The organism is Clostridium pabulibutyricum (genome assembly GCF_058242705.1).
This window is the reverse complement of the sequence record NZ_JBZAYZ010000010.1, coordinates 92,822-108,942: the sequence shown is the minus strand read 5'-3', so window position 1 is coordinate 108,942 and position 16,121 is coordinate 92,822. Positions and strand designations below refer to the sequence as shown.

At 31.5% G+C, this 16,121-nt stretch carries 16 protein-coding genes, 1 pseudogene and 1 CRISPR repeat array; of the genes and pseudogenes, 6 read left to right on the top strand and 11 right to left on the bottom strand.

Features of this window, described 5'->3' with window-relative positions:
* Positions 1-396: 396 nt before the first annotated feature.
* The 5 genes from AC4CVH_RS11645 to AC4CVH_RS11625 form a co-directional block, all read right to left on the bottom strand.
* A complete protein-coding gene (locus tag AC4CVH_RS11645) occupies positions 397-753 on the bottom strand; it encodes a PTS glucitol/sorbitol transporter subunit IIA (RefSeq protein ID WP_490787920.1) in 357 nt (118 codons plus the stop codon).
* A 33-nt stretch (positions 754-786) separates the two neighbouring features.
* The gene (gene srlE / locus AC4CVH_RS11640) at positions 787-1,800 is read right to left on the bottom strand and encodes a PTS glucitol/sorbitol transporter subunit IIB (RefSeq protein ID WP_490787919.1); all 1,014 of its coding nucleotides are present in this window, start codon (positions 1,798-1,800) and stop codon (positions 787-789) included.
* Between the two features lie 22 nt (positions 1,801-1,822).
* Positions 1,823-2,362: a PTS glucitol/sorbitol transporter subunit IIC gene (gene srlA, locus AC4CVH_RS11635; protein ID WP_490787918.1), complete on the bottom strand. Its 540-nt coding sequence runs from the start codon at positions 2,360-2,362 to the stop codon at positions 1,823-1,825.
* Positions 2,363-2,666: 304 nt separating this feature from the next.
* A complete protein-coding gene (locus AC4CVH_RS11630) occupies positions 2,667-4,070 on the bottom strand; it encodes an MDR family MFS transporter (RefSeq protein ID WP_490787917.1) in 1,404 nt (467 codons plus the stop codon).
* Between the two features lie 21 nt (positions 4,071-4,091).
* A complete protein-coding gene (locus AC4CVH_RS11625) occupies positions 4,092-4,538 on the bottom strand; it encodes a MarR family winged helix-turn-helix transcriptional regulator (protein WP_490787916.1) in 447 nt (148 codons plus the stop codon).
* Between the two features lie 192 nt (positions 4,539-4,730).
* Here AC4CVH_RS11625 and AC4CVH_RS11620 point away from each other — a divergent pair, with 192 nt between their 5' ends.
* On the top strand, positions 4,731-5,570 hold the full coding sequence (locus AC4CVH_RS11620; RefSeq protein WP_490787915.1) for a MerR family transcriptional regulator: 840 nt from the start codon (positions 4,731-4,733) through the stop codon (positions 5,568-5,570).
* 330 nt (positions 5,571-5,900) lie between these two features.
* Positions 5,901-6,784: a CRISPR direct-repeat array (repeat unit 30 nt; unit sequence ATTTAAATACATCATATGTTGAGGTTCAAC).
* A 474-nt stretch (positions 6,785-7,258) separates the two neighbouring features.
* Here the strand turns inward: AC4CVH_RS11620 and AC4CVH_RS11615 are convergent.
* Complete coding sequence (locus AC4CVH_RS11615) at positions 7,259-8,266, bottom strand: glycosyl hydrolase family 18 protein (RefSeq protein ID WP_490787914.1); 1,008 nt, start codon at positions 8,264-8,266, stop codon at positions 7,259-7,261.
* On the opposite strand from AC4CVH_RS11615, the pseudogene AC4CVH_RS11610 reads away from it, so the two are divergent.
* Positions 8,260-9,406: pseudogene (locus AC4CVH_RS11610) on the top strand (IS3 family transposase). The gene AC4CVH_RS11615 and the pseudogene AC4CVH_RS11610 sit on opposite strands and share 7 nt — an antisense overlap.
* A 31-nt stretch (positions 9,407-9,437) precedes the next feature.
* Here the strand turns inward: AC4CVH_RS11610 and AC4CVH_RS11605 are convergent.
* Complete coding sequence (locus AC4CVH_RS11605) at positions 9,438-9,809, bottom strand: LysM peptidoglycan-binding domain-containing protein (RefSeq protein ID WP_490787913.1); 372 nt, start codon at positions 9,807-9,809, stop codon at positions 9,438-9,440.
* Between the two features lie 586 nt (positions 9,810-10,395).
* On the opposite strand from AC4CVH_RS11605, the gene AC4CVH_RS11600 reads away from it, so the two are divergent.
* Both AC4CVH_RS11600 and AC4CVH_RS11595 read left to right on the top strand, forming a co-directional pair.
* Positions 10,396-10,917: a sigma-70 family RNA polymerase sigma factor gene (locus AC4CVH_RS11600; protein ID WP_490787912.1), complete on the top strand. Its 522-nt coding sequence runs from the start codon at positions 10,396-10,398 to the stop codon at positions 10,915-10,917.
* The gene (locus tag AC4CVH_RS11595; protein ID WP_490787911.1) at positions 10,907-11,875 is read left to right on the top strand and encodes a DUF4367 domain-containing protein; all 969 of its coding nucleotides are present in this window, start codon (positions 10,907-10,909) and stop codon (positions 11,873-11,875) included. The genes AC4CVH_RS11600 and AC4CVH_RS11595 overlap by 11 nt, the downstream gene beginning before the upstream one ends.
* 43 nt (positions 11,876-11,918) lie before the next feature.
* Here AC4CVH_RS11595 and folK read toward each other — a convergent pair whose 3' ends face one another.
* The 4 genes from folK to folE are packed head-to-tail and all read right to left on the bottom strand — an operon-like array spanning position 11,919 to position 14,648.
* The gene (folK, locus tag AC4CVH_RS11590; protein WP_490787910.1) at positions 11,919-12,758 is read right to left on the bottom strand and encodes a 2-amino-4-hydroxy-6-hydroxymethyldihydropteridine diphosphokinase; all 840 of its coding nucleotides are present in this window, start codon (positions 12,756-12,758) and stop codon (positions 11,919-11,921) included.
* Positions 12,759-12,761: 3 nt separating this feature from the next.
* Positions 12,762-13,571: a dihydropteroate synthase gene (gene folP, locus AC4CVH_RS11585; protein ID WP_490787930.1), complete on the bottom strand. Its 810-nt coding sequence runs from the start codon at positions 13,569-13,571 to the stop codon at positions 12,762-12,764.
* 29 nt (positions 13,572-13,600) lie between these two features.
* The gene (locus AC4CVH_RS11580; protein WP_490787909.1) at positions 13,601-14,080 is read right to left on the bottom strand and encodes an HD domain-containing protein; all 480 of its coding nucleotides are present in this window, start codon (positions 14,078-14,080) and stop codon (positions 13,601-13,603) included.
* Positions 14,081-14,090: 10 nt separating this feature from the next.
* Positions 14,091-14,648 (bottom strand): GTP cyclohydrolase I FolE, encoded by a 558-nt coding sequence (folE, locus tag AC4CVH_RS11575; RefSeq protein ID WP_490787908.1) that lies wholly within the window; start codon positions 14,646-14,648, stop codon positions 14,091-14,093.
* A gap of 196 nt (positions 14,649-14,844) precedes the next feature.
* Between folE and AC4CVH_RS11570 the strand changes: the two genes are divergently transcribed.
* Positions 14,845-15,219: a GntR family transcriptional regulator gene (locus AC4CVH_RS11570; RefSeq protein WP_490787907.1), complete on the top strand. Its 375-nt coding sequence runs from the start codon at positions 14,845-14,847 to the stop codon at positions 15,217-15,219.
* A 16-nt stretch (positions 15,220-15,235) separates the two neighbouring features.
* Positions 15,236-16,105, top strand: coding sequence for an ABC transporter ATP-binding protein (locus AC4CVH_RS11565; protein WP_490787906.1), 870 nt, complete (start codon positions 15,236-15,238; stop codon positions 16,103-16,105).
* Positions 16,106-16,121 lie beyond the last annotated feature (16 nt).

Genomic DNA, 16,121 nt, shown 5'->3' with positions numbered 1-16,121 from the left:
CTTGCAAAGACTTCAAAAGTTCCAAAGAAACACTACATACCACCGATGAGTCATCCATGGAAAGGCTTCATTTGAACGTTACTGTAATAAGCAAGTTCATAGACAAAAAGAAAAAATAGCATAAAAAACTTACGAAATTATTTTTTAAAAATTAATTGTTTCTAAGGTTTGTTTGCCATACCTTAAATTAATAGCATCAAAACAATAAAGCACCAGCAAAAAACTGGTGCTAATAATTAAAACTTTTTGGGACATTTTCAAAAATGCTTGACATAGCATTTCCCATGTATATACGGTTTTTATGATTTAAATACATTGATAATTACGTAGAAAATGGATGCAGCTACACATACTACATCCATTCATAGATTTACTAATATTTAATCCTACTGTAATTTATCTCAATACTATTCTATCTCCAATTTTCAGACGGGGCATTTCATCTCCACTTAGCTCAATTTCCCCTGGAAGCTTAACAATATCTTGTCCGGAAAATTTAAAGGTACAATGCCCTAACTCCTTCAAAGTGTGAAATGCCTCCTCTCCTATTGCGGTAATCGTATACATAAAATCTCCCAGTTCTAATACATCGCCCACTTCTATTTGCGATTTAAATTGTGAGATAGTATGTAGAAATGAAATTTCAGCCAACTCCTCGGGTGCATTTTCATTGAATATTATAAGGCTGCCATTTTCATTTAATAACTCTGAAGCCATATCTCCTATACCTGTGATTTTCGATTCATATTTCATAATAAAAGAACCTCTTTTCTATTATTTTTTAATCTAATATAAACCAGCTCCCATAAAATAGGCTATAACTACCGCCAGTGGTCCTGTAATCAGTCTTGAAAACAACATTGCCGGAACTCCTATCTCTACTGTTTCAGGTTTTGCCTCTGCCAAGCTCAATCCTACAGGTATAAAATCGCAGCCAACTTGTGGATTAATGGCAAACAGTGCAGGCAAGGCAAATCGTGGAGGTATCGTACCTTTTCCTATCTCAACTCCTATAAGGACACCAACCACCTGAGCTATAACTGCACCAGGTCCAAGCAGTGGCGAAAGTATAGGCACAGCACATATTACAGAAAGTATCAATAATCCAGGCAGCGAACCTACATAAGGTGAAATAGTCTTGGCTACAAAATCTCCAATACCAGACTTTAGTATTATACCAACCAGCATACTTACAAAAGCCATAAACGGAAGTACATTCTTGATAACTGTTTCAATCGTATCTCTGCCAGCTTGATAAAACTTTCCAACAACTACCCCTACTCCTTTTCCCAACCTAACAAAAAAATTCTCTTTCTGGTATTTTTCATTTGCTTTATTTTTCACCTCTTGATAATACTTGTCCTTATTTTCTTTCGCATTAAGCGTGTTTATTTTGCTTGATTTACCTTGATCTATTTTTTCACCTGACTCTTCATCAATTACTTCAATACAACTTTCCTTTACATCCGAAACATAGATATTTTCTTTCATATATTTTGCCAATGGACCCGATTGACCAACCGGCATTACATTAATAGTAGCTATCTCCTTTTTAGGATATACTCCGCATCTGGCCGTTCCACCACAATCAACAACTACAGCCGCTATTTCATCATCACTAACACCTGTTGTGAATCCGTTTACCACTTCGGCATTCGTAAGCTCGGCTATCTTATTGGCAATAGGATGAATGTTCTGTCCCGTTACACTCACAATTTTATTTTTCTTTTCCGTGGGTTTTATAATTAATGGTCCTCCCCATCCACTTGATCCTTTTTTTATTCTTACTGATTTATACATAAAATTTACCTCCTATAATTTTCTAAGCAACTTGTGATGACTTATTATTATCTTTATTCATAATATAGCCGGTAATTTTTTCAGTTAAAATTCCTCTAATAAATATAATTATTATACCTACGAGGAAATATCTTAAAGCAAATTCGCCAAGCGGAAGCTTCAATTTGCTTATACCTTGTGCTATTCCAGTATAAACAAATAATTCCGCTGCATTTGCATGTGGAAACAATCCCGTAATCGGATGGACAAAAGAAACTGTTGCATCATAATACGCCGGTTTATATTTTTCCTCCACAAATCTCCCAAATGTATAACACATTGGATTTGTCAAAAAAAATATAGCAAGAATAGGAAGAATCGTATACCTTGTAATTACATTTTTTGTACAAAGCCTGGCCGCCCTATTAACTCTTTCCTCACCAATCAAACTGATAATCGCATTTACAGCTGTCATAAGTACAATTAATGTTGGAAGAACCCCTGTAACGGTACTTACAAAGCTCTCTCCACCTTTATTAAATAGTCCTATAAACCCCTGTGCCAAGTTGGCTAATACATTCATAAATTTACCTCCTCAGTTTTTAATATTTTGTTAATTCTGTAAAGTATATTTTTAAACCTTTACACCTCCTTGATATTGAAATATATTATGCAAGTTAAAAAAGATATTTTAGTATTATGTTTACATATGTTCAGAGTATTATTCTTTGTTCAATAAAAATTATATTGCCTTTTTATTCATAAGTCAATAATTTTCAAAAAAAAATCAAATTTTTAGAAATACATAGAATAAATTGAAATAAAAAACACTATACCGCTTACACAAACGGTATAGTGTATAAAATTTGAAATAATTTTCTATTTAATCAGTTTGTTTCAAACTTTTCGAACCTGAATACCATAAAGGAACACAGGATCATTATAAATGACAACACAAAAAGCAAATAGAATGCATTTTGACTTCCAATTATAGTAGATGTACGCAAACTATATTCTCCTGTATTTTGCACTGATGATACAATTGTAGTTATCACAGATGTACCAATTGCACCCGCCAGTTGCTGAAGTGTATTGATAACTGCATTTCCGTCTGAATTCAATTTTTTTGGTAAATATCTAAGCCCATTTGTCATTGTGTTTCCCATAGCACTTCCCTGTCCAAATGCAAAGAATATATAAAACACTATAAAAAGTGTTAAAGTTAAGTTTTTAGCAAAAATACTATAGCATATTGTAGAAACTAAAATAGAAATATTTCCTAATATAATCGGCTTTTTAGCTCCAAATTTATCAAGTACTTTTCCACTTATAGGTGACAACATGGCGCCCAATATACATCCTGGAAGTAAAAGACATCCCGCAACAAGTGGATTTTCTCCAGACACTATCTGAGAATAATTAGGAATTAAAAATCCCAATGCCAAACATATAAACTGAATAAGTATAACTGATAACACACTAAACGAAAATGATGGAGTATAAAATATTTTAATATTAATAATAGGCTGCTTAACCTTTAAAGAATGTCTGCAAAAAATCACTAATGAAATTATGCTTATTATAAACAATAAAATCACCTGGATACTCATCCATCCCTTTGTACCTGCAAAACTAGTTGCCAAAATAAAACTTGTAAAACATATTGCTAAAAATATATATCCTTTCCAATCAAACTTAACTTTTTCAGTATTTGAGGAGCGAATTGAGAAAATCCCAATAAAAAAAGCAAGTATTAAAACTGGTAATAAAAAAACAAATATCATTCTCCATCCAAATGAATTTACTATCATTCCACCAAGTGAAGGTCCCACCGCTGGCGCTACAGCAGTTATAAGCGAAGCAACACCAATCATAAATCCCATTTTGTTAAGCGGTACTTGTTCCAAAACTATATTGAACATAAGTGGAAGTGCTATGCCTGTCCCTATCCCTTGGATTATACGTCCAAGCAATAAAAAGTTAAAAAATGGGGTTACTGCATCCATTACAGTTCCTGAAATAAAAAGCAAAATAGCTGCTAGAAATAATTTTTTTGTTGTAAATTGTTTCTTTAAAAATGAAGATGTTGGAATCACCATTGATAAAATTAGTAAATATCCGGTAGTTATCCACTGCACAGTAGATGTACCAACATTAAATTCTTTCATCAATGTTGGAAAAGTAACATTCATAGAAGTTTCAATTACAACTCCGGTAAAAGACATAATGCCAGTTGCTATAATTGATAAGACAAGTTTTAAGTCTATCTTTCTCTCATATAAGTTTTCCATTATATACCCTTCCTGTCCATTCTAATCTTTTATATTATTTGACTTCATAATTTCATAACATTTTTCGACAGTATTACCTGTAATTGCAATATCTTTCTCGTTAATATCGACAAATAATTCCGATAACCATTTTTGATACCTGTATACGTAGATATCATAATATTTTTTCCCAAGTGCTGTAAGTTCGAGCGTAATTATTCTTTTATCACTGCAGCTCGATCTTTTAACCAATACCTTATTAGCTTCAAGTTCACTTATAAGTTTAGTTACACTTGGTTTTGTAACTTTAAGTTCTCTGCTAACATCAGTTACCTTTACATATTCCTTATACGTACTGAGTCTGGAAATTACATCAATTACATGAATATGTCTAGGTTTTATACCTATAGGCAGTTCAGGCATTAGTTCAGTTATCTTTTTGGCCTGATGACATGCATCTAAAAATTTTTTAATTAATTCTATATTCATAAATATCTCCTTATAGTTACTATTAGTTATTACTATAAGTAACTATATATTTAAACTAAACTTTTGTCAACATATAAATACTACAATTTTTATTTTATTTATTATTTTATTAATTTAAATATTGACTTTAACATTATGGTAAAGTTTAAAATATATTTATACTTCGAAGGAAATAATTATCAGGAGGTAAGTATGTATACTATAGGACAATTTTCGAAAATTGGAAAAGTCTCAACTAAGATGTTACGGCATTACGACAAAATCGGATTAATAAAACCAAGCTTCATAAATCCGGAAAATCTGTACAGGTATTATGAAAAATCGCAAATACAAGATATCCTAAAAATAAACAAACTAAAAAGATATACTTTTTCACTTGATGAAATCAAACAAATTATTGAAGATAACACTAATACTACATTAATCAAACTTATGTCTAAACAAATAAGTTTATTGAAAAATCAACTTGATGAAACACATATTATTTTAAATGATCTGGAAAATTCACTTGAACAAAGAATGAAAGGATATGATATTATGAACTTTAAACAAGATTTTAAAATATCAACCGACATAACGGAAGATTTAACTATCCTAAGTGTACGAAAAAGGATTTCAATGGACAATATAGGAAATTTAATTGGCAATGTTTTTGAAAATATATATAAAAATAATCTATCACCCTGTGGCAATATAAGAACAATTTATCATGACCAAAATTTTGACCAAAATTCACAAACTGATTTCGATGAAAACAATGCTGATGTAGAAGTCTGCATACCAGTTAATAAAAAGTTAAAAACCACTTCTATATCAACCAGCACTTTAAAAGGAGGATTATATGCCCATACAACCTTCACAGGATTATACAGTGAAATCGGTGAAGCTTACGCTGAACTCCTAGATTGGATAAATAAAAATTCCTACAAAATAACAGGACCTCCATATGATGAGTATATTAAAGGCCCTGATAGCAAATTCAGCCCCAATGAATTTATAACGGAAGTATATTTTCCTGTAATCAAAATTTGATATTTGTATGAATCTATTGATAAAAGACTAACTTATACTTAAGCTGAATTGTCAACAGTCACTCCTTTTGTTTTTAGAAGTGACTGTTTTACTGATTTTGTAGCTGTTAATATCTCATAATGCCAGATTCGGTTTATATCCCAATAAACAAATCATTTAGAGAATCTAAGATGATTTTCTGCAAAGATATTGTTGGAAACTTCAAATAATAAAGAATTGTTTTGCGAGGTTAAGAACTTAATGGGCAGAGCCCAAACCCAGAATTAAGGTGTACATCATATGTTGAGGTTCAACGTTTGTGTCTTTCTCCCACTTGCTTTTTGTATTCTTATTTAAATACATCATATGTTGAGGTTCAACGAAATCCGTTACCCGTAACAAACGGATATGACATATTTAAATACATCATATGTTGAGGTTCAACATTAGAAAAAATGCTCCCAGCGTTGACATAAAGGAATTTAAATACATCATATGTTGAGGTTCAACTTTTGCAATATTGGTATCATTTTCTTTGCATTTTAACATTTAAATACATCATATGTTGAGGTTCAACCAGTTAAAACAGATTTGGCGGCTATAGGACTAGAATTTAAATACATCATATGTTGAGGTTCAACCCTTGTGTGTAATCACCTTGCTTGCCTAAGAATGTAATTTAAATACATCATATGTTGAGGTTCAACCTGTTTGAGTTATGAACTTGCTATCATTACTCAATTGATTTAAATACATCATATGTTGAGGTTCAACTTGCGGATGCACAAAAAAAGAGTTTTGCTCTTATGGGATTTAAATACATCATATGTTGAGGTTCAACTAAAATAGTTCCTTATGACAATAGAGATACAGCACAATTTAAATACATCATATGTTGAGGTTCAACGTGAAATAAGTGAAGGGCAATATAGGGCTTTCCAAATTTAAATACATCATATGTTGAGGTTCAACTGTCATGGAAACGCTCATATCCTTAAGTCTCCCAGTATATTTAAATACATCATATGTTGAGGTTCAACTTCAAGGGAATTTCTTACACTTAATTTTGATAATGAATTTAAATACATCATATGTTGAGGTTCAACACCTTTCACTGTTTTATCAGTTGTAGACAATGTTGCATTTAAATACATCATATGTTGAGGTTCAACGGTTTAAGTGTGGGAAACTATCCAAAAATATATATTTAAATACATCATATGTTGAGGTTCAACCTGTGTAAAATAGCCATTCCTTATTTTCATTATATACTCTAAAGTCACATAAATAAAGGATTTCGCTGAAATTTTTCCAACCGTTTTTCATTTTGTAGAAAACAGCATAAAATTTCAGTCTAAACCATTGAAATAGATGGCCTTATAGCAACTTTAATTTTTATGGAGGTTGGAAAAATTCTATAAGTCAGAGACTTTATAAAACTAAAACTGCTCTGAAACACCATAAATAGCTTTTTCAAAAATTTTTAAGGCAATTTCGTTTTCATTGGCAATATAGGGAATTACTATAAAACATTGAAATTAGAACATTCATGACGATTTTATATAAAGATATGGTTGGAAACTTAAAAATGCACCCCTCGACTAAGTGCATTTTTAAACAACCAAAAATATTAAATTAACCAAAAAACCGTAACAGCTTCTTATAAATATAAGAATACACATATAAAAACTTTATACTTATAAAATAATTTAAGGCAAAACTTTCTCAATAAAAAACATATTGTCGAGTACTTGCCAGTTTTGAGGAAAACTTTTTCCAAGAGACCAGTAACTTACCCCTCTAAGACCAAATTCACTGGCCATTTTATATTTGGCATACACACTTCTCGCATCCTCAAACCACACCACATGTTGTCTACCCTGCCCATCAAAATAATTATAATATGGAGACTGTGCCTCCTCATCATATTTTATTTGAGCCCCAAATTCTCTTGCTCGATCTATTGCTTCCTGATTTCCTATACTTTCTGCAAATTCTCCACCAGGTATATACGGAAGTGTCCAATCATATCCATAAAGAGGCATTCCCATAAATATTTTATTTGCAGGGATCTCACTCACTGCATAGCTTATTACCTTTCTCACTTCATTTATCGGTGCAACAGGCATTGGTGGTCCTCCTGACCACCCCCACTCGTAAGTCATGATTATAACAAAATCTACTATCTCACCATGAGCTCTATAATCATGTGCACCATGCCAAGCACCTTCTGTAATATCATAGGTTTTTGGAGCAACTGCAGTTCCAACAATATATCCCATAGGATGAAGCTTAGCTACAAGTTTTCTTAAAAATTCATTATATCTATTTCTGTTTTCAGGTGATATTCTTTCAAAATCTATTACAACTCCATAGTATCCTTTTTTCTGCATTTCCTGTGCTATATTATCTATAAGTTTCTCCTGAACATCGTCGTTGTTCAATATACCATCTATTAACTCAGTATCAAAATTACTACCAGATATATTTGTAACAGACAAAAGAGGTGCTGTCTTAAATTCTCTTGCTGTTTCTATAATTATCGAATCATCAAGCGTTGAAATTTCTCCTGATTGATTTACATGATGGCTAAATGGTGTTATATAAGTAAGATACTTTCCTGTTTCTCTTACAAGTCTTGGTGCTAGTATAAAAATGTAGACACGAAAATTCGAACGATATAAAATAAAAGAAAAGGAGTGTCTGCACAGTGTCAAATAGATCTAAGAGATATACAGAAGATTTCAAAAATACAATAGTTGAGCTTTATAATTCAGGTAAAACCTGAGTGAATTAAACAGCGAATATGGCGCATCTAAATCAACAATAAAATTATGGATTAAAAAGGCAGCACCAATACAGATAGATAAAAATAAAACTATTACAACTGCTGAGTATCAAACCTTAATCAAGAAAATGGCGAAGTTGGAAGAGGAGAATGAAATATTAAAAAAAGCTATGGCCATATTTGCAAAGAAAAATTAGATACAGTATATAATTTTATTAAAGACAATAAAGATAACTATAGTATTAAATTAATGTGTAATATTTTCAATATTCCAAGAAGTTCCTTCTATAAAAGTTTAACAAGGAAACAGAGTATGCGAAGCATTGAGAATAAACGAATTCAAGCTCGTATTATGAAGATTTATAATGATAGTAAAAAACGCTATGGAGCAATAAAAATAAACTATAAGCTAAGACAGATTAATATAAATATAAGTCTTAAAAGAACACAAAGACTTATGAAAAAATTGAGTATAAAGTCCATTGTTTGTAAAAAATTCAGACCTTTTCCTTCAAAATCTAAGGTTGAAGAAAAGGAAAATATCCTTAAAAGAGATTTTAATACTAGTACAATAAATCAGAAATGGTGTACCGATATAACATATATACACACTATAAAAGACGGCTGGTGTTATCTTGCATCCGTCATGGATCTCTACAGCAGAAAAATAATTGGTTATAGTTTCTCAAAATCTATAGATTCTAAACTTGCTGTAAATGCAGTTGACAATGCTCTTAATCTCCAGAAACCAGTTAAACCATTGGTTCTCCACAGTGATCTTGGTGTTCAATATACAAGTTGTGAATTTGAAAATTATCTTCTGGGTACTCATTTGCTAACGCATTCTTTCAGTGCCAAGGGCTGTCCTTATGATAATGCCTGCATTGAGTCATTCCATGCTTCATTAAAGAAAGAAGAGGTAAATCTTGTTAAATACTATGATTATAATTCTGCAAAATTGGCTGTATTCCAATATATAGAATCATGGTATAACAGGATTAGAATCCATGGTTCTATAGGATATATTACCCCTCAACAATGTGAGGATAATTGCAAAAAATCTGCTTAAATATTCGATATTTTGTGTCTACTTTATTGACTTAGATCCATCTCTGATTTCTCTCAGGTGTAGACGGCTGTATAAAAGCATTTGTTTCAATGAATCCATATTCTTTGGCCATGGAAGGTATTGAAATTGTCATTCCCGGATAAATACTATTTGGACTCGATATATTATTCTCAAAAATTATACTTTGCATCGATACTCCAAATTTATTTGCTATAGACCATATTGAATCCCCCTGTTTAACTACATATTCTTGAGATCTTCCTGGAATAACAAGAGTTTGACCTATAACCAAACTTTCTGAAGGATTCAATCCATTGGCAGATATTATACTTTCCATATCAACTCCATATTTTTGCGCTATAGACCATATTGAATCTCCCGATTTTACAACATATATATCCAAATGGCAGCTCCTTTTTTATTGTTTATCACTAATTAATATATTCCTTTCTTTGAAATTACGTTAAGCTTAATTCTAAGATATTATCTTTTCTTATTATTTTAAATTTTTCACCTATATATTGTTGATAATTGACTTAAGCTCATATTAATGCTAGCATAAAGGCACATAATTATAATATACTATGGAGGTACTTATGAAAAGATTTTAAAACCGCAATACTCAAGCAACTTCAGGCAAAGACTCTATGCCATCATTGGTAGAAAATACGACCGTGTCACAAATGGAAAAAGCTTGGAGAAGCGGCCTTTTAGGCACATTTTTCTTTATTAAAGAATGTATTCCTTATATGGAAAAACAAAAATACGGACGGATATATAGAACGGTGGCTCAACAATGATTTCTTAAACTTATTTGATAAAATTTTCTCAATTTAAAGTAATTATTACACTCCTATGAAAATCTATTCTAAAATATTCCATAATGAAAGTTCCGTTTCAATGTATTATAATATAATTATATGTTTTAGAAAAAGCCAAGGAAGCAAATAATCAATATATTGCGTCTAATATATGGAAAGGAGAGTAAGTTGGACAAAGAATTAGAAAGATTGATGAACTCTTATGGAAATGACGTACTCAGAACAGCTTTCATATATCTAAAAGATAGACATTTGGCTGAAGATGTATTCCAGGAAGTATTTATAAAGGTATATAAAAACTTTCATAAATTCAATGGAAAAAGTAGCGAAAAAACATGGATACTTGCAATTACCATAAACACATGCCGTGATGTGCTTAGGAGCTCCTGGATTAAAAAGGTACTCAGATTTCAAGATCCTGAATATGGAATGTTCAGTACTAAAGAAAGTTCAATTAACATAGATGATAAAGTAATCAAAAACATAGAACATGAAGACCTGATTAAAAAAGTAATGGATTTACCCAAGAAATATAAAGAAGTCATACTTTTGTATTATTATCAGGAACTATCTACCCGGGAAATAAGTCATGCACTAAAAGTACCAGAGGGTACAGTAAGAAGCCGGCTTTACAGGGCAAGAGATTTATTAAAATATAGCATAGGTGGTACTATTGAATATGAAGGATGATGTTAAATTTTTTAAACAAATTACAGACTCAGCATTGAAAGATCTTCATATAACGGAAGATCTAAAGAAAAAAACATTAAATAAATGCAAAAGTAGATCAAGTCATAATTTTAAACCTGCTTTTGCCGCAGGTATATGTGCTGCGTTATTTGTATTTACCACAACCAGTTATAATCTGTTTTTGCCCGATAGCATAAGCAAAAAATATAGTCTAGGTATATCAACTACTGAGAGTAAATTAAAAAATATAGGCAATATAATAAAAAATTCAATTATTAATCCAAATGTTGCTGAAAGCATACCCAAAAATACTTCCAAAAAAGATAGCAAATATGCTTATAAATCACAAGCAGAAACTGACAGCACGAAAAATAAAACTACCAACACTGCAAATAAAAACAGCTCAGATAATACAAAAGTTTCACAGCTTGCCAATGATAATGTTTCAAAGAACAATACACCATCTTCTGAAATTTCTGAAGAAAACAATACTACAACTGAGAAACATAAAATATCAAATGTTTCCCAATATCGCGAGAATACTTCTGCTATTGAAGAAACCAAAGCTCAAGGTTCAAATAAATCAGATAAAAATACTACTGTAATAACCATAGATTCTGCTGAAAAAAACTTTGGACAAAAAGTTACTACTCCGTCGTATCTTCCTGATAAATTTGCCCTTAAAGATATAGCTCTTCCCAAAGACGACAAAAAAAAATTTATAGTTATGAGTTATTCCTCACCTGATGGCAGCTTTACAATAAAGCAAGACAAAAATGTAAATTTTGGAAACAATACCGGTGAAAAAATGTATATTGGCAGTGTAAGAGCATATTTTTCTCAGACCAAAGGCTCCGATGAGTCAAAGCTGTCCTGGATTAAAAACAATATACAATATACCATTCAAGGTAATATCTCCAAGGATACTTCAATTCAAATATTAAATTCCATGAATTAGAATTAGGCAGCATATCAACTTTTCATTAATATGCTGCCATCTATCATAATAACTTCTGTGTTTTGGATACTTCTTTCTCTATTTCAAATATTCTCTTTTTCAGTATAGGATGCACTACATATGGTGCTATATCACATAGCGGCTTTAATACAAAAAGCCTCTCATGCATTCTAGGATGTGGTATTATTATACTTTCATCACTTGAAATAATATCATCATACAACAATACATCCAAATCTATGGTCCTCGGTCCCCATTTTACTTTTCTTTCCCTTTTCAAGTCTTTCTCAACCTTCATTAAAAATTTGACAAGTTCTAATGGTGAAAGCATAGTTTTGATTTTAGCAGCACAATTTAGAAAATTATCTTGTTCTGCATATCCAACAGGTTTAGTTTCATATGTATCTGAAACCTTAATTACCCTGCAATATTTAGATGAATTTATAATTTCAATGGATCTTTTAATATTTCCTGACTTATCTCCAATGTTAGAACCTATACCAATAAATACATCATGCCAACTTCTTCTTATCTTTATTGCAGCATAAGAAAGTGAACTTCCAATTGGAGCCCATGGTTTTTTTACCGTAACTTCGATTTCATTTGCAAAATTGTATTTCGTGAGAATAAATTCTGCTAATTTTCCCCCTGCCGTTTCAATCAGGTTATATTTATTCCGCTTAAATTCAGCTTCAACCTCAGAACATAATTGTGCATAGTTTATAGTTTTTAAAATATCATCCTTTGCTGCAGCCTCCTTTAAATCAGCGGATATATTCAGCGTCAAAATGAATTTCTGTCCAAGCTGCTTTTCTTCCTCATTCACTCCATGAAATGCATAAACTTCAAGATCCTTTATTATTATATAATCGCCATTTTTCATGTATTATCTTCCCCTTAAAATAGTGTCTGTCATGATACACGCTCTTTTGTTTTGAAGTACATCATGAACCCTCACAAAATCAAACCCTTTCATTATTCCTATAACTGTAGTAGCACAGGTACCTTCGACCCTCTCTCCTACAGGAAGATCGAGTGCATTCCCAATCATCGATTTTCTGGAAGTTCCAAGTAAAAGTGGATACCCAAACTCCTTGAATTTTTCAAGTTGATTCATAATTTCAAGATTTTGCTCATAGTTTTTTGCAAATCCTATACCAGGGTCCAAAATTATGTTTTCTTTTCTTATTCCTGCCTCTAGTGCAATATTTATGGACTCTTCAAGGTCTTTAAGTATATCAACTATAATATTATCATAATTTGAATTTTTCCTATTATGCATGATGCAGCATGGCACGTCCAGTTTCGCTGCTGTCCTTGCCATATCTCTGTCATATTTAAGTCCCCATATATCATTTATCATCGATGCTCCGGAAAGTACAGCAGCCTTTGCAGTACCCGACTTATAAGTATCAATCGAGATAGGTACATCAATTTCTTTTGTAAGCGCCTCTATTACAGGAACTATTCTTTCAATCTCCATTTTTTCGTCTAGAAACGTATGCCCTGGACGTGTAGATTCCCCTCCTACATCTATTATATCAGCACCCTGCGCTATCATATCCCTTGCATGAGAAACCGCTTTATCTATATTGTTAAATTTACCACCATCTGAAAATGAATCAGGTGTAACATTTAAAATTCCCATTACATAAGTTCTTTTTCCAATTTCAAAAACTCTATCTCCTATAACCATTTTTTTCAAGACAAAACCTCCAATAGCTTTTAATATTTAATAGTATAATTTTTTCTGCTGTCAGGCCAGTTACATTTTTCTCTCGACTCGCAGCAAAAACACTTTCTAGAAAGTTTATCTCCTTTGTATATTATTTGTGACAGAATGTCACTCCCTGAATTGCTGTTTCTATGGGCAGCTATAGCTGAAATTATCATTGAAATTTCGCTTTTTTCAAAATTACACTGTCCAAGAATATTTTCAGCAATTTCTGCACTGGCAACTTCATGAGGCACATTGTCTCTATACTGTTTCCATCTGCCAATATCATGAAGGAGTGCCGCTGCATAAACAATATCTTTTTCAATTCCATAATTGTTTTCAATATTTATTATATATGAAATTCTCGCCGTATCAAGAATATGTACTATATTATGATTGCAAAATTTTCTTTTTTTCTCAAATTTATAATTATTATTTAAACATTCTACAAAGTTCTTATTGTAAAGTATTAAATTTATTCTATCCATTTAAATCAATTCACTCACCAATCATTAAATATACTTCCTTTTTCAAATGGGGATTTTCTTTAAACTCTCCAAGTACAACAGACGTTACTGTTTTACTTCCCGGCTTTTTTATTCCACGCATGGTCATGCACATATGTTCAGCCTCAATAACAACCATTACACCTTTCGCATGAAGATATTTTTCAATTGAGTCAGCTATCTGCCTTGTCATTCTCTCCTGAAGCTGGGGACGTCTTGCAAATACCTCAACAGTTCTCGCAAGTTTACTTAGTCCTGTAACTTTCCCTGAAGGTATATAAGCAATATGTGCTTTACCATAAAACGGTAGAAAATGGTGCTCACACATAGAATAAAATGTTATATCTTTTTCAAGTACAATATCATCGTCATAAGCAGTAAACATCTTCTCAAGATATTTTTTCGGACTCTTTTCAAGTCCGCTGAAAATTTCATCATACATTTTTGCAATTCTCTGTGGAGTCTCCATTAGGCCCTCTCTCTTTGGATCTTCTCCTATTGCTTCAATAATCATCTTTACTGCCTTTCTAATCTTATCTTGATCTACCAATATAAAACAACTCCTATTATATAATTAATGTCGAACACTCAATTTTTACATTTTATCAATATAGTATGCTTAGACATATTTTTTGTCAACATTTATCACATAATTAAGAATTAAAATTGCTGTTGACACAAATATGATTACAGTATATACTGTATATAATCTTATATATACTGTATATACTGTTAGGAGAATCAAAATGAAAATAATTATTTCCAATACATCAAAAGATCCTATATATGAACAAATTGAAGAACAAATAAAAGAAAGCATACTAAAAGGAGAAATTGAACCAGGTGCAATGCTTCCTTCAATAAGGAACTTGGCCAAAGAACTTAAAATAAGTGTAATTACAACAAAACATTCTTATGAAGAACTAGAACGAGAAGGACTCATAGAAACAGTTCCAGGTAAAGGTTCCTACGTTTCCTCCTGCAATAAGGAATTTTTAAAAGAAAGAAAAATAAAAGAAATAGAATCAAATTTAATGGATGCAATAAATAGCAGCCAGCTTATAGGCCTCACAAAAAATGAGTTAAAAGAAATGATTGATATTTTATACGATAATATATAAATTTCGGAGGTATTAAATGGAAAATATACTTGAAGTAAAAAAACTATGTAAAACATACAATGGATTCAATCTTGAAAATGTAAGTTTCACACTGCCAAGAGGATATATAATGGGCCTTATAGGACCAAACGGAGCAGGTAAAAGCACAACCATAAAACTTATAATGAACCTTGTAAACAGAGATTCCGGTTCAATAAAATTATTTGGGCTCGACAATATAAAGTCGCAAAAAGAAATCAAGCAAAAAATAGGATTTGTATATGATGAAAACTGTTTTTATGAAAACCTCACCACAACGCAAATGAAAAACATAATAAAAATGTTTTATGATAACTGGGATGACAAACTTTTCAACAAATATATGAATGAATTTTCAATTCCACAGAACAAAAGCATAAAAAAACTTTCAAAAGGAACAAAAATGAAATATTCACTTGCAATCGCACTTTCACATAATGCAGATTTTATAATTATGGATGAACCAACTTCCGGGCTTGATCCTGTCTTTAGGAGTGAAATGCTTGATATTTTATATTCCGTAATTCAGGATGAAAACAAAGGAATACTTTTTTCCACACATATTACATCCGACCTTGAAAAAACAGCAGACTATATAACTTTTTTAAATTCCGGTCATATTGTCTTTTCAGAAACAAAAGATGCAGTACTTGAAGATTATACAATTATAAAAGGCGACAGAAATCTTCTGACACCTGACATTGAATCATATTTTATTGGCATTGAAAAAAATGATTTTGGATTTGAGGGACTTACAAACAAGGCATCAAAAATTGCAAAGCTGTCCCAAAACAAAGTTCTTATAGAAAAAGCCTCTCTTGATGACATAATGATATATACCGTCAACAGGCATAGAAATTTATCATAATTTAATTCCAAAAATA

Bases quoted from the DNA above. Each gene is read 5' to 3' on its own strand.
- AC4CVH_RS11645 (WP_490787920.1), bottom strand. From the start codon at position 753: ATGAAATATGAATCGAAAATCACAGGTATAGGAGATATGGCTTCAGAG.
- srlE (WP_490787919.1), bottom strand. From the start codon at position 1,800: ATGTATAAATCAGTAAGAATAAAAAAAGGATCAAGTGGATGGGGAGGA.
- srlA (WP_490787918.1), bottom strand. From the start codon at position 2,362: ATGAATGTATTAGCCAACTTGGCACAGGGGTTTATAGGACTATTTAAT.
- AC4CVH_RS11630 (WP_490787917.1), bottom strand. From the start codon at position 4,070: ATGGAAAACTTATATGAGAGAAAGATAGACTTAAAACTTGTCTTATCA.
- AC4CVH_RS11625 (WP_490787916.1), bottom strand. From the start codon at position 4,538: ATGAATATAGAATTAATTAAAAAATTTTTAGATGCATGTCATCAGGCC.
- AC4CVH_RS11620 (WP_490787915.1), top strand. From the start codon at position 4,731: ATGTATACTATAGGACAATTTTCGAAAATTGGAAAAGTCTCAACTAAG.
- AC4CVH_RS11595 (WP_490787911.1), top strand. From the start codon at position 10,907: ATGAAGGATGATGTTAAATTTTTTAAACAAATTACAGACTCAGCATTG.
- folK (WP_490787910.1), bottom strand. From the start codon at position 12,758: ATGAAAAATGGCGATTATATAATAATAAAGGATCTTGAAGTTTATGCA.
- folP (WP_490787930.1), bottom strand. From the start codon at position 13,571: ATGGTTATAGGAGATAGAGTTTTTGAAATTGGAAAAAGAACTTATGTA.
- AC4CVH_RS11580 (WP_490787909.1), bottom strand. From the start codon at position 14,080: ATGGATAGAATAAATTTAATACTTTACAATAAGAACTTTGTAGAATGT.
- AC4CVH_RS11570 (WP_490787907.1), top strand. From the start codon at position 14,845: ATGAAAATAATTATTTCCAATACATCAAAAGATCCTATATATGAACAA.
- AC4CVH_RS11565 (WP_490787906.1), top strand. From the start codon at position 15,236: ATGGAAAATATACTTGAAGTAAAAAAACTATGTAAAACATACAATGGA.